The organism is Plantactinospora alkalitolerans, from assembly GCF_015690345.1.
Lineage (GTDB): Bacteria > Actinomycetota > Actinomycetes > Mycobacteriales > Micromonosporaceae > Plantactinospora > Plantactinospora alkalitolerans.
In genome coordinates this window covers 1-11,715 of sequence record NZ_JADPUN010000430.1, presented here as the reverse complement: position 1 = coordinate 11,715, position 11,715 = coordinate 1, and the positions used below count along the sequence as shown (strand labels likewise).

Annotated in this window: 9 protein-coding genes, 1 rRNA gene and 2 pseudogenes; 1 reads left to right on the top strand and 11 read right to left on the bottom strand. The window is 71.6% G+C overall.

Annotation, left to right across the window (positions count from 1 at the left end; all coding sequences use genetic code 11):
* The 8 genes and pseudogenes from I0C86_RS42305 to I0C86_RS42270 all read right to left on the bottom strand — a co-directional run.
* Window positions 1-182: pseudogene (locus I0C86_RS42305) on the bottom strand (hypothetical protein); the annotation flags it as partial.
* On the bottom strand, window positions 179-1,114 hold the full coding sequence (locus I0C86_RS42300) for a copper transporter (protein ID WP_196206941.1): 936 nt from the start codon (window positions 1,112-1,114) through the stop codon (window positions 179-181). The pseudogene I0C86_RS42305 and the gene I0C86_RS42300, both read right to left, overlap by 4 nt.
* A 48-nt stretch (window positions 1,115-1,162) precedes the next feature.
* Window positions 1,163-2,341: a putative cytokinetic ring protein SteA gene (gene steA, locus I0C86_RS42295; RefSeq protein WP_196206940.1), complete on the bottom strand. Its 1,179-nt coding sequence runs from the start codon at window positions 2,339-2,341 to the stop codon at window positions 1,163-1,165.
* 194 nt (window positions 2,342-2,535) lie between these two features.
* A complete protein-coding gene (gene recN, locus I0C86_RS42290; RefSeq protein WP_196206939.1) occupies window positions 2,536-4,293 on the bottom strand; it encodes a DNA repair protein RecN in 1,758 nt (585 codons plus the stop codon).
* 149 nt (window positions 4,294-4,442) lie between these two features.
* Complete coding sequence (locus tag I0C86_RS42285) at window positions 4,443-5,327, bottom strand: NAD kinase (RefSeq protein WP_196206938.1); 885 nt, start codon at window positions 5,325-5,327, stop codon at window positions 4,443-4,445.
* Window positions 5,324-6,160, bottom strand: coding sequence for a TlyA family RNA methyltransferase (locus I0C86_RS42280; RefSeq protein WP_196206937.1), 837 nt, complete (start codon window positions 6,158-6,160; stop codon window positions 5,324-5,326). The genes I0C86_RS42285 and I0C86_RS42280 overlap by 4 nt, the downstream gene beginning before the upstream one ends.
* 24 nt (window positions 6,161-6,184) lie before the next feature.
* Entirely contained in the window at window positions 6,185-6,451 is a 267-nt protein-coding gene (locus tag I0C86_RS42275) for a hypothetical protein (RefSeq protein WP_196206943.1), read from the bottom strand.
* 35 nt (window positions 6,452-6,486) lie between these two features.
* Window positions 6,487-7,239, bottom strand: a complete 753-nt coding sequence (locus tag I0C86_RS42270; protein WP_196206936.1) for a phasin family protein — start codon at window positions 7,237-7,239, stop codon at window positions 6,487-6,489.
* Between the two features lie 119 nt (window positions 7,240-7,358).
* Between I0C86_RS42270 and I0C86_RS42265 the strand changes: the two genes are divergently transcribed.
* Window positions 7,359-7,697: an SCP2 sterol-binding domain-containing protein gene (locus tag I0C86_RS42265; protein WP_196206935.1), complete on the top strand. Its 339-nt coding sequence runs from the start codon at window positions 7,359-7,361 to the stop codon at window positions 7,695-7,697.
* A gap of 21 nt (window positions 7,698-7,718) precedes the next feature.
* Here the strand turns inward: I0C86_RS42265 and I0C86_RS42260 are convergent, their stop codons facing one another.
* The 3 genes and pseudogenes from I0C86_RS42260 to rrf all read right to left on the bottom strand — a co-directional run bounded on the left by I0C86_RS42260 (window position 7,719) and on the right by rrf (window position 11,711).
* The gene (locus I0C86_RS42260; RefSeq protein WP_196206934.1) at window positions 7,719-8,783 is read right to left on the bottom strand and encodes an HAD-IIA family hydrolase; all 1,065 of its coding nucleotides are present in this window, start codon (window positions 8,781-8,783) and stop codon (window positions 7,719-7,721) included.
* Between the two features lie 472 nt (window positions 8,784-9,255).
* Window positions 9,256-9,847 (bottom strand): annotated as a pseudogene (locus I0C86_RS45695) (tetratricopeptide repeat protein); the annotation flags it as partial.
* Between the two features lie 1,747 nt (window positions 9,848-11,594).
* Window positions 11,595-11,711 (bottom strand): 5S ribosomal RNA (rrf, locus tag I0C86_RS42250).
* Window positions 11,712-11,715: the final 4 nt, after the last annotated feature.

Below are 11,715 nucleotides of genomic sequence, written 5' to 3'. Positions count from 1 at the left end.
CTCCTGGCCGCCGCGGCGGCGAGCGCCGGCCCGGCGGCCAGGGTGACGGTGCGCCCCCGGAAGTTGGTGCGCTGCAACTGGGTCGTCCACGGGCCGGCGAGCACGCCGCGCAGCGCCGCACCGGCCAGCACCGCGCCGATGCCGAGCGCCCGGCGGCGGGCGCCCGTCCTCCTCGCCGTCACTCGGGCAGTTCCGGCAGCAGGGACTCGGCACCGGCGCCGACGCCGTACGCCCCGGCGCCCTTGTCGGCGAACTGCCGGCCGAGCGACAGCGCGGTGACGACCTGGCCGGCGACGGTGTTGGCGTTGTCGACGGTGGAGATCGTCTTGGCGAGCGCCGGGTCGCGGCGCACCTCCGCCACGAGGTTGCCGCCGCTGCTGCCGCTACCGGCGACCACCGCCACCCCGGCCTTGTCGAACTGGTCGGCCAGCCGGACCACCGAGGCGTCCTTCTTCGCCGCGTCCCGGTCGACGTAGGGCTGTCCGCTGACGATCACGACCGCCTCGGCGGGCCCGCTGATCTTGTCCTTCACGGTCAGATATCCGGCCTCGCTGTAGTCGTCCAGCACGGCCCGCCGATCCGCGTCGGTCACCAGCGAGCCGCCCTCCGGACGGTCCAGCAGGGCGCTGGCCAGCAGTGCGCTGGACTTCTCGACGCCGTCGCTGCCCGGCAGCCCGACGTCGGGGATGGTGGGTCTGGCCGCTCTCGCCGCCACACCCAGCAACAGGAAGTTGTTGTCGGGGTGGATGAACTTCTCCTGTACGTTGACCTGCCCGGTGATCGAGGCCCCGGCCAACCGCGCCATCTCGGTCACCCCCTCGGCGTGCTCCTCCCCGCTGGGCAGGACGACCAGCAGGACGCGCCGACCGGCGAGGGTGCCCTTGAGCATGTGCGGTGCGGCCTCGGTGACGAAGTCCTCCTCGCGCTTGACCTCGGTCTCCAGGCTGTTCACCGATTCGCGCAGCTGCTCGTTGTTCTTGCTGAGCGCGTTGACCCGATCCTTGAGCGAGTCGGCGACCGGGCCGTTGAGCGCCGCGGTGCCGACGACCAGGCCGATCGCCAGAGCCAGGAACACCGCGGTGAGCGACACCACGTGGTACCGAAAATTGATCACGACGAACGCCTCTTGATCAGTGGGGGCCGAGAAGACAGCAGTCTGGGCTTAGAAAAGCTGTTCAAGTTGGAACACCAGATTGTCCCACCATTCGGAAGCCACCCCGAGGTACGCCTTGCCGACGGTGGATACGGCGACGGCGGACGCCATCGCGGCCAGTGCCGAGAGGACCAGCAGCAACAGGGAGGATCCGGAGATGCTCTGCCGGTAGAGGCGGCTCACGCCCTTGGCGTCGACCAGCTTGCCGCCGACCTTGAGCCGGGTCAGGAAGGTGGAGGCCATTCCGCCCCGGCCCTTGTCCAGGAATTCGACGAGGGTCGCGTGCGTACCCACCGCGACGAGAAGCGAGGCGCCCTTGCCGTCGGCCAGCAACATCGCCAGGTCCTCGCTGGTGGCGGCGGCCGGAAAGGTCTGCGCGGTGACCCCGAGGCCGTTCACCCGGGCCAGTCCCGGCGCCCGTCCGTCGGGATAGGCGTGCACGATCACCTCGGCGCCGCACCGCAGCACGTCGTCGGTGACCGAGTCCATGTCACCGATGATCAGATCGGGCGTGTAACCGGCCTCGACCAGCGCGTCCGCCCCACCGTCGACCCCGATCAGCACCGGCTTGAACTCCCGGATGTACGGGCGCAGCACGTCGAGGTCGGCCTTGTAGTCGTACCCCCGGACCACGATCAGGCAGTGCCGTCCCCGGATCGGGGTGTCGACGTCGGGCACCCCGACGCCGTCGAGCAGCAGCTCACGCTCCTGTTTGAGGTACTCCATGGTGTTGGCGGCGAACGCCTCCAACTGCACCGACAGCCCTTCCCGGGCGTCGGCCATGGCCTTGGCCACGGTCTCGGCGTCCTGTCGGCTGCCGTGCCCGACGGGTTCGTCGTCCACGAGTACGGTGTTGCCGTCGATCCGGACCGTGTCGCCTTCCCGGATCTGCTGGAAGACGCCCTCACCGAGATCGTCGAGGAGAGGGATCCCCGCCTTGATCAGTACCTCCGGCCCGAGGTTCGGATAGCGACCGGAGACCGACGGCTTGGCGTTGAGCACCGCCGCGACGCCGACCGCTACCAGCGAGTCGGCGGCCACCCGGTCCAGGTCGACGTGGTCGATGACCGCGATGTCGCCCGGACGCAGCCGGCTGACCAGGCGCTTCGTCCGTCGGTCGAGGCGCGCGGTGCCGATAACTTTGCCCGGTTCCGCGCTCCGGGCCCGTCGCAACGTGGGTAAACGCATCCTGACCATCCTGGCACGTGGGGCAGAGCTTTCTGTCGCGACATGCCTGGGCAGGGCCGCCACCCCAAGGGAACCATACTCATGCCCGGCCGGGTGTGGTCGGCGTCACACCCTTCGATTCGGTACCACGGGCCGGGACCGCCGCTCGACCGCCACGGCCTTCGTCAATTCCACTGCCTCAGTTCCGCATTACCTCAGTTACGGCGCTCCCGGGCCGCAACGGCCAGAAGCTCCTCTGCGTGTGCGATACCCAGATCGGAGTCGGGTAAACCAGCGAGCATCCGGGCCAGTTCGCGGGCCCGGTCGGTGTCCTCGACCACCCGGACGCCGCTGGTGGTCACCGCACCACCGGTGTCCTTGGCCACCACCAGATGCCGGTCCGCGAACGCGGCCACCTGTGGCAGATGCGTCACCACCAGGACCTGGTGGCTGCGGGCCAACCGGGCCAGCCGACGTCCGATCTCCACCGCGGCCTGCCCGCCGACCCCCGCGTCGACCTCGTCGAAGACCAGGGTGGGCGGCCCACCGGAGCCGGCGAACACCACCTCGATGGCAAGCATCACCCGGGACAGTTCGCCGCCTGAGGCGCCGCGTTGCAACGGCAGCGCCGGAGCGCCGGGATGGGCCAGCAACCGCAGTTCGACCTCGTCCGCACCGTCCGGCCCGACGCCGACCTCGACACCGTCGACGACGAGCGTCGGCTCGGCCTTGCCGGCCGGTCGGGGCAGCACCACCACCTCGATCCGGGCGTGCGGCATCGCCAGCCCGGCGAGTTCGACCGTCACCTGTGCCGCGAATCTGGTGGCCGCCTCGCGGCGGGCCGCCGAGAGTCGGGAAGCCAACTCGGTCACCTCGCCGGCCAGCCGCTGCCGCTCCCGGTCCAGTTCGTCGAGCAAGTCGTCGGAATTGTCCAGCTCGGACAGCCGGTTCCGGGCCCGGTCCGCCCAGGCGATCACGCCGTCGACGTCGTCGGCGTATTTCCGGGTCAGACCGCGCAGCGCGGCCCGCCGCTCGTAGATGACCTGCAATCTGGCCGGGTCGGCGTCGAGCGCGGCGAGGTAGCCGGAGAGTTCCGCCGCGACGTCGCCGACGAGGGTGGCCATCTCCTCGAGCCGGGCCCCCAGGTCGCCGAGGGTACGGTCCACGCTGGCCTGGGCCTCCAGCGTGCGCCGGGCATGCCCCAGCAGGGTGGTCACGTCGGCGGCCTCGTCGGTCGGCTCCGCGGCGCCCGCGATGCAGTGCTGTGCCGTCTGCGCCGCGGTACGCAGGCCCTCCGCGTGCTCCAGGCGCTGTGCCTCGGCCTTGAGCTCCTCGTCCTCGCCCGGCTGCGGGTCCACCCGGGTGATCTCGTCCAGGCCCAACCGCAACAGGTCGGCCTCCTGGTTGCGCTCGCGTGCGTTGCGCCGCCGGTCGGCCAGGTCGTCCGAAATCCGCCGCCACTGCGTGTACGACTCACGCAGGCTGTCGAGCAGCTTCTCGTGCTCCGGACCGCCGAACCGGTCCAGCGAGGCCCGCTGCTCGGCCGGCCGGAGCAGCCGGAGCTGGTCCGACTGGCCGTGTACGGCCAACACCTGCTCACCGACCTCGGCCAGCATCGACACCGGCATGCTGCGACCCGCCACATGTGCCCGGGACCGCCCCTCGATGGTCACGGTACGGCTCAGCAGCACGGATCCGTCGTCGTCGGGTTCGCCGCCGGCGTCGGTGATCCTGGCATGTACGGCCGACGCGACGTTGCCGGTGAGCCGCAACCGTCCCTCGACGGCGGCCCGCCCAGGGTCGGCACGCACCCGACCCGCGTCCGCCCGCCCGCCAAAGAGCAGGCCGAGACCGGTCACCACCATTGTCTTACCGGCGCCGGTCTCGCCCGTGATGACGTTCATACCGCCGGTCAGCAGCAGTGTGGTGTCCTCGATGACGCCCAGCCCGGTGATGCGCAGCTCTTCCAGCACAGCCCCCGACAGTAGTAGCGCGGCCCGACACTTGACCACCCGGCGCGCATCTTCGATCCTCGAGCCGACCGCCGGATCGTCAGATCCTCGGATCGCCAGCCTCGAACCGCCAGCCTCGGATCGTCGGATCCTCGGATCGTCGGCCGGCGCTATCGGCGGCTGCCCCGCCAGCCGTGCACCGGCAGGCCGAACTTGGCCACCAGCCGATCCGTGAAGTGCCGGGCCTGCAACCGGACGACCCGCACCGGAAGCGCGCCACGCTGCACGGTGACCCTGGCTCCCGGCGGCAGGTCGTAGACGCGCCGCCCGTCGCAACAGAGCACCGCCAGGGTGGTGAACGGGTCCACGGTGATCGCGAAGGTGGCCGTCGGCGCGGTGACGACCGGGCGGCTGAACAACGCGTGCGCGCTGATCGGCACCAGCAGCAGTGCCTCCACCTCCGGCCAGACCACCGGCCCGCCGGCCGAGAAGGCGTACGCGGTGGAACCGGTCGGTGTAGCGCAGACCACACCGTCGCAGCCGTACCGGGACAGCGGACGCCCGTCGACGTCGACGAGCAGCTCCAGCATCTGGGCCCGCTCGCCCTTCTCCACGCTCACCTCGTTGAGCGCCCAGGACTCGATCACCGGTCCGCCCTCGAACTCGGCCCGGACGTCGAGGGTGAGCCGCTCGTCCACTGTGTAGTTCCGGTTGACGACGTCCCGGACCGCCTCGTCGACGTCGTCGATCTCGGCCTCGGCGAGGAAGCCGACCTTGCCGAGGTTGATTCCCAGCAGGGGCGCCTTCGCCGGTCGGGCCAGGTCCGCGGCCCGCAGGAAGGTCCCGTCACCGCCCAGGGCGAACACGATCTCCGCACCCTCGGCCGCACCGAGCAGGCTCACCGGGGTCACCCCGGGGAGGTCGAGGTCGTCGGCCTCCTCGACCACCACCCGTACCTCGAAGCCCGCCGCTAGAAGATCCGCCGCCACCGTACGGGCGTGCTCGGTGCTCCGCCGCCGTCCGGTGTGCGTCACCAACAGTGCCGTCCGGGTCATCGGGCTCCCTCTCGTGCCACGGCTGAACTGGTCGGCCCGGCCGCCACCGCCGCCTCGACCAACGCCTCGTCCGGGGCCGGCGCATCCTGGCGCAGCCAGACGAAGAACTCCACATTGCCGCTCGGCCCGGGTAGCGGGCTGGCCACCACGCCCGCCAGGCCAAGGCCCAGGTCGGCGGCGGTGCTGGCCACCGCGAGCACGGCCTCCGCCCGCAGTTGCGGATCCCGGACCACCCCGCCGCTTCCGACCCGCTCCTTGCCGACCTCGAACTGCGGCTTGACCATCAGCACCAGGTCACCATCCGTCGAGGTGCAGCCGCGCAGGGCCGGAAGCACCAGGCGGAGTGAGATGAACGACAGGTCCGCGACCGTGAGGTCGACGGTGCCGCCGACAGTGTCGGGGGTCAGGGTACGCACATTGGTGCGCTCGAATACCCGTACCCGGTCGTCCTCCCGCAGTGCCCAGGCGAGTTGGCCGTACCCAACGTCCACCGCGACCACCTCGGCCGCACCGGACCGCAGTAGCACGTCGGTGAAGCCGCCGGTGGACGCGCCCGCGTCGAGGCACCGCCGGCCGGTGACCCGCAACCCGTTCGGCGTGAACGCCGCGAGGGCGCCGACGAGCTTGTGCCCGCCCCGGGAGACGTACTCCGTGGCCGGATCCGCGCCGAGCACCCGGACCGGGTCCGCCGGGTCCACCATGGCCGCCACCTTGTGCGCCCGTACGCCACGGACCTGGACCCGACCGGCCTCGACCAACGAGGCGGCCTGCTCCCGCGATCGGGCCAGACCACGGCGGACGAGTTCGGCGTCGAGCCGGGTACGACGTGCCATCGATGGTTCTCCGAGGGACTGGGCTTACGCCTGGTCGATGGTGGCGAGGGTTTCCCGCAGGGTCCGGTGCGCATCCTCGTACTGTGCGATCTGGTCGGCCGGTGGCAGGTTAGCCGCGTTGGCCATTGCCTGGAGCACCGCGTCCACGGCGGGGTGGCCGGACCCGACGCCGTCCGCGTCGTCGTTCCGGTCGGCGACCGGCACCGGACCGGGCGCCGGAATGGGCGCGGGACCGGGCAGCGGAGTGGACCGGGGTACTCCGGGTACTCCGGGTACTCCGGGCACTCCCATTCCCGGCCGGAACGGGCGGGGTACAGGTCCCTGACTCATGCCGCACCGCTGCCGGGTGCGGGCGACCGCCTGGCCGCCGGAGCCTTTCGCGGAGCAGCCTTCTTCGCCACCACGGCCTTCTTCCCGACCACGGCCTTCCTCGCCACGACGGCCTTCTGCGCGCCGGACCGCTTGGCGACCGCCTTGGTCGGTGCCGCCGGGGTGTCGGTGCCCCCTGCCGACGCCGCCTGCTCGGCCACCGCCGTCTTCGCTATCGCCTTCGCCACGGTCTTCTTCGCTGCGGTCTTCTTCGCTGCGGTCTTCTTGGCCACTGCCTTCTTCACCGCGGAGCGGTCGGCCGCGGCCGGACCCACTCTCGTCGCGCCAACCGCCTCTCCGGCCGCCGGGCGGACGCTGGCGGAGCTTCCCGCCGTACTCGCCTTCCGGGTTCCGCTCGGCGGTGGCGGAGCGGCAGCCCGGCCCGCGCCGCCCGCGCCCGGACCACCGGCCCGCGCCGCGTCCAGTTGCCGTTCCAGCCGGCGTACCCGCTCGGCCAGCGCCGCGACCTCGTCCGTGCTGGCGAGTCCCAGGACGCCGAGCGCCCGGTCGACCTCGACCCGAACGATCTTCGTCAACGCCTCCCGATTGGCCATACCGGTGGAGACCAGCTCCTCGGCCATGGTCTGCAGTTGGGCGGCCGTGGCACCACTCTGCCCGACCAGCCTCCTGGCGGCCGTCTGGGCCCGCTTCTTCGACGCCTCTGTCAGCCCGAGGGCCAGCTCAAGGTAGGCCCGCCACGCGTCCTGCATACCTCGGTCCTTTCGCGGGTGCCGACTGTTCAGGATGTCACGCTACCGGGCGCCCGACGCGGTCCAGTGCGGTACCGTGCCCGGGGAACGGGCGTGGCGTGAGGCGAGGGGGCGACGCGATGGCCAGCGTTGAGGAGTGTCGGCAGGCATTGCAAGACTTGGCGGCCCGGATGGACGCCAACGCCGACAAGGTACGCAAGCAGGTCGATTTTGATCGCACCCTGGCATGCCGGATCACCGATCTCGACACCGCGTTCCACGGCAGGCTGACCGGCGGGCGCCTGGTAGACCTGACCGACGGCGACGACCCGAAGGCGAAAGTCGCATTGAGTACGACCAGCGACGACCTGATCCGCCTGGTCCGGGGCGAGCTGGACATCCCCAAGGCGCTGGCCTCCCGACAAATGTCGATCAATGCCAACCCATTCGATCTTCTTAAACTGCGCAAGCTGCTCTGAACCGGTCGAATCCTCCGCTAGTCAGCGCAGCAAGTCAAGATCTCGCAGCGCGGACCGCGCCAAGTCGGACTCCGCCTCGAAGACGCTGATCGACTGCCCCGACCAGGTCGCCCCGCAGAGCGCACCCAGCGCATCCAGGCTCGACCCGGAGCCGGCGAGCAGGGCCGTCGCCCCGTCGACAGACACCTGCCAGCCACTGGCCGCCGTTGTCGTGGCCCCGGATCCGGTCGGCCCGGGTCCGACCGGAAGATGCGCGGACAGGTTCACCACCTGGGCCGGGTCGAACAGCCCACCCAGATCGTTCGCCACGTAGGTGGGCCGTGCCGACGCAGGCGCCTGGAGCAACTCCGCCGGCCTCGTCACCCCCGTGAGAACGAGCAGGCTGTCCAGTCCCGCCCGGACGGCGCCTTCGATGTCGGTGTCCAGCCGGTCCCCGACCGTCAGCGGTCGGGTCGCGCCCGCCTGCCGGGCCGCGGCCGTGAACAACGCGGGAGCGGGCTTGCCCACCACCACGTCGGGCTCCCGCTCCAGCGCCGTCCGCAGCACCGCCACCAACGAACCGTTCCCCGGTACGGGGCCCCGCGCCGTCGGCAGCGTCCGGTCGGTGTTGGTGGCGAACCACTCCGCGCCGGCCCGCACCGCGAGTGCCGCCTCGGCGAGATCCGCCCAGCAGATCTCGGCCGCGTAGCCCTGCACGACCGCGACCGGCCCGTCCTCGAGTCGGGTGACGGGGCGCAGCCCGACGGCACGCACCTCGGCCCGTAACGCCTCGGCGCCCACCACGAGCACCGGTGAGTCCGCCGGAAACCGGTTGGCCAGGAGCCCCGCCGCCGCTGCCGCCGAGGTGAGCACCTCGTGCGGCCCGACGGCGAGGCCCATGCCGGAGAGCAACGCCGCAACCTCCGCCGCGCGCCGCGAGGCGTTGTTCGTCGCGTACGCCAAGGGCTTGCCCTCGGCGTGCAGCCGACCGACCGCCGCGACCGCTGTCTCGATCGGCCGGTCGACGAGATAGATCACGCCGTCCAGATCGAAGATCACCAGGTCGTACGCGTCGACCAGCCGGCTGCCCGGCGCCAGAACACTCACGAGTCGGTGGGCCGAGCCGGACCGTCCGGACCTGCGGAACCGGTTCCTTCACCGTCCGGTTCCGTGTCCGGCTCCGTGTCCGTGCCGTCCGCCCGTGTCGGCTCCACGACCGCAGCCGACGCGGCCTCGACCTCGACCTCGGCCTCGGCCTCGGCTGGTACGACATCCGACACCGGCTCCTCAGCCTGCGCAGAGTCGGTGGACGGCTCGCTCGGAAGCGCCGCCACCTCCCCGGCACCGACCTCGGCACCCGACAACTCCGACTCCTCGCCCTCGAGATCGTCCTCGTCCGCTAGCTCGTCGTCATCATCGTCATCGTCGATGCCGTTGACGTCATCGATCTCCTGCGCGCCGTCTTCGTCGCCGTCGTCCTCCGCCTCGAGGTCCACGTCGTCGTGCTCGGCGTCCGGGCCGTCACCGTCGTCGCTCTCGTCGTTGTCGTCAACGTTGTCGGCGTTGTCGTCGTCATCGCTGTCGTCGTCATCGCCCTCAAGGACCACGCCGTCGAGCTCCAACAGCCGCTCTGCGGCGTCGGTCTCGCCGAACTCGTCAGCGTCAGCCGCCCGGGAGAACCACTCGCGTGCCTCGTCGAGCCGGCTGACCGCGAGCAACGCGTCGGCGTACGCGTAGCGCAACCGGGGTGCCCATGGTTCCGTCGTGGCAGCGGTCAGTTCGCGGACCTGAAGCATGGCCACCGCTGCGTCGCGTTGACCCATGTCGCCCCGGGCCCCGGCTGCCACGATCAACAGCTCTATCGCCCCGGCGGGATCCATCGCCTCGCGGTCCGCTCCCCGGTAGAGGTCGATGGCCCGCTCCGGACGTCCCAGTGCTCGTTCACAGTCACCCAGTACGGCCAGGTGCGTCTGTCGCCCGCTCATCCGGTGGTACGTCCGCAGTTCGGCGATGGCGGTCTGCCACTCGCCCGCCCGGTAGGCCGCCAGTCCGACCGCCTCGCGCACCGCCGCGATCCGTGCTGCGAGCCGCCGTGCCGCGAGCGCGTGTTCCAGGGCGAGTGCCGGATCCTCGTCGATCGTCTGACCTGTCGCTACGAGGTGCCGTGCCACCGTCTCGGCGACGGGTTTGGCCAGGGACAGCAGCTCCGCCCGGACTGCGGTGTCGAGATCCGTAGCGGCGATCTCGTCGGGAATTGCCGGACCCTGCGGCTCCCTGGACGCACCGGCCGTCCGGTCACCCCGATCCCGCCGGTCGGCACCGAAACGAGCTTCCCCGGCCGATCCCCGATCCGAGTCAGTCCGGCGCGGATAGGCGTCGTCGCGCGCCGCCGGACCTCGCCGTCCAGCATCCGTACGCGGCCGCTCGGCGCGGTCCCCCGACGTCCGTGCAGAGTCCCGGTCGTCACGACGTGCTCCACGGTCCGCGCCACGGAAACCGTCCCGATCCGGCCCCCGGAAGCCCGCGCCCTTCCGGCTGTCGGAGCCCTGGCCGCCCTCGCCGCCCCGATAGCCGCTCCCCGTCCCACGCGAAGCACTCCGGTTGTCACTGCCGCGCGACTGCCCGCTGCGGAAGCCACCGCCACGCCGATCGTCACCACCAGGGCCGGTACGCGAAGCGCCCTCACCACGGGAACCACCGCCACGCCGGTCATCGCCACGCCGGGCGTCGTCCCGGCCGGCGTCGTCCCGGCCGGCAGGATCCCGGTAACCGCCGCCACGCGAGTCACGATCACCGTACGAGTCACGGCCACCACGGCGGTCGTCGCCACCCGGCCGGGTACCCGAGCCACCCCGGTAACCACCCTGGCCGCCCTCACCGCGGAAGCCACCACCACGACGATCGTCACCACCCGGCCGGGTACCCGAGCCACCCCGGTAACCACCCTCGGCCCGGAAGCCACCGCCACGCCGGTCGTCGGTCCGCCGCGCGTCGTCGCGGTATCCGCCGGTGCGCTGGTCGCGATCGGCACTCCGATGATCCCGGGAGCCGTCGCGGGCGTCCCGGCCGTAGTCACCGCGAGGAGCGCTGTCACGTGCTGGACGGTCGTCACGTCGAGCGGACGGATAGCCACCTTCCCGGTAGCCACCGGTCCGGTTCCCGCCCCGCGAATCCGATCCGCCCGCACGGTAGCCCGGCCGGGAGTCCGGGCGTCCCGAGCCGGAGTCGCCGCCTCGAGAACCGCCGCCGCCAAAACCACCCTGCCGGTCATCGCCTGCGCGTCGGTAACCGCCGCCGTCGCGGAAGCCCCCACCGCCGCCACGTGAATCGTCGCGAGGCCCACTGTCGCGATATCCGCGACCGGACTCGCCGTCCCGCTGTCCCGACCGGAAACCACCAGGTCGCGAATCCCCGCCCCGGGATCCCGCGCCACCAGTGCTCCGGTTGTCGCGCCCACGGTCGTCGCGCCCACGGTCGGCTCGGAAGTCGCGGTCACCGCGAGAATCCCGACCCCCGGCGGAGCCAGCTCCGCCCGGTCCGCTACGGAAGCCGCCGCCACGTCGGTCGTCGCCGTCCCGGCGGTAGCCACCGTCCCGGGATCCGCCCCCGCCGTCTCGGGCGGCAGGCCGGTCCCGGCGGTCGTCGTCGCGACCGCCTCCGGTGGGGCGGTCGCCGCCCCGGTAACCGCCTCGATCGCCCGAGCCGCCGCGCGAATCGCGATCTCCGCGATAGGGCGGACGACCGTCGCGCGACCCAGATGCGTCGCGGCCGCCTCGGCGGTCCGGACGATCGTCTTGGCGGCGCGGACGGTCTCCGCCGTGCGCTCCTGAACTCACGGGTACATCCTTCCTTATGGCGATATCGCCGGAACACGCAGTGCAGGGCCACCCGCAACTGGGTGGCCCTGCACTAGAAGATGTCCGGCGGCGTCTTACTCTCCCACACCCTCCCGAGTGCAGTACCATCAGCGCTGGAGGGCTTAGCTTCCGGGTTCGGAATGTTACCGGGCGTTTCCCCTCCGCCATAACCGCCGTAACTC